This is a genomic window from Aquitalea pelogenes, from assembly GCF_001515305.1.
GTDB classification, from domain to species: domain Bacteria; phylum Pseudomonadota; class Gammaproteobacteria; order Burkholderiales; family Chromobacteriaceae; genus Aquitalea; species Aquitalea pelogenes.
On record NZ_LNQV01000112.1, the window covers coordinates 1 to 1,151 of the forward strand.

1 protein-coding gene is annotated in these 1,151 nt (G+C 57.4%); it reads left to right on the plus strand.

The window, feature by feature from the left end:
• Positions 1-1,151: elongation factor Tu (gene tuf, locus AWT75_RS20405; RefSeq protein WP_153013418.1), on the plus strand; the 1,151-nt coding region annotated here is incomplete at both ends.

Consider the following 1,151-nt stretch of genomic DNA (forward strand, 5'->3'; position numbering starts at 1 on the left):
GAGCGGACCAAACCGCACGTAAACGTCGGCACCATCGGTCACGTTGACCATGGTAAGACCACCCTGACCGCAGCGATCACCACCATTCTGTCCAAGAAGTTCGGTGGCGAAGCCAAGGACTACTCCCAGATCGACAGCGCGCCGGAAGAAAAGGCACGTGGTATTACCATTAATACCGCACACGTAGAATACGAAACCGAGTCCCGTCACTACGCTCACGTAGACTGCCCGGGTCACGCCGACTACGTTAAGAACATGATTACTGGTGCTGCCCAGATGGACGGCGCTATCCTGGTGTGCTCCGCAGCTGACGGCCCGATGCCGCAAACCCGCGAACACATCCTGCTGTCCCGTCAGGTTGGCGTACCGTACATCATCGTTTACCTGAACAAGGCTGACCTGGTTGACGATGCTGAACTGCTGGAACTGGTTGAAATGGAAGTGCGCGATCTGCTGTCTTCCTACGACTTCCCGGGCGACGACACTCCGGTAGTGATCGGTTCCGCTCGTCTGGCACTGGAAGGCGACCAATCCGAAATGGGCGAACCGTCCATCTTCCGTCTGGCAGCTGCTCTGGACTCCTACATTCCGACTCCGGAACGTGCTGTTGACAAGCCGTTCCTGCTGCCGATCGAAGACGTATTCTCCATCTCCGGTCGTGGTACTGTAGTTACCGGTCGTGTAGAGCGCGGTATCGTCAAGGTTGGTGAAGAACTGGAAATCGTAGGCCTGAAGGCAACTGCGAAGACCACCTGCACTGGCGTTGAAATGTTCCGCAAGCTGCTGGATCAAGGTCAGGCTGGTGACAACGTAGGCGTACTGCTGCGTGGTACCAAGCGTGAAGACGTAGAGCGTGGTCAGGTACTGGCCAAGCCGGGCACCATCACCCCGCACACCAAGTTCGGCGCATCCGTATACGTGCTGAGCAAGGATGAAGGCGGTCGTCACACCCCGTTCTTCGCTAACTACCGTCCGCAGTTCTACTTCCGTACTACCGACGTGACCGGTGCTGTAAGCCTGGCCGAAGGCGTGGAAATGGTAATGCCGGGTGACAACGTGGAAATCACCGTAGAACTGATCGCCCCGATCGCTATGGAAGAAGGTCTGCGTTTCGCGATCCGTGAAGGTGGCCGTACTGTTGGCGCCGGCGT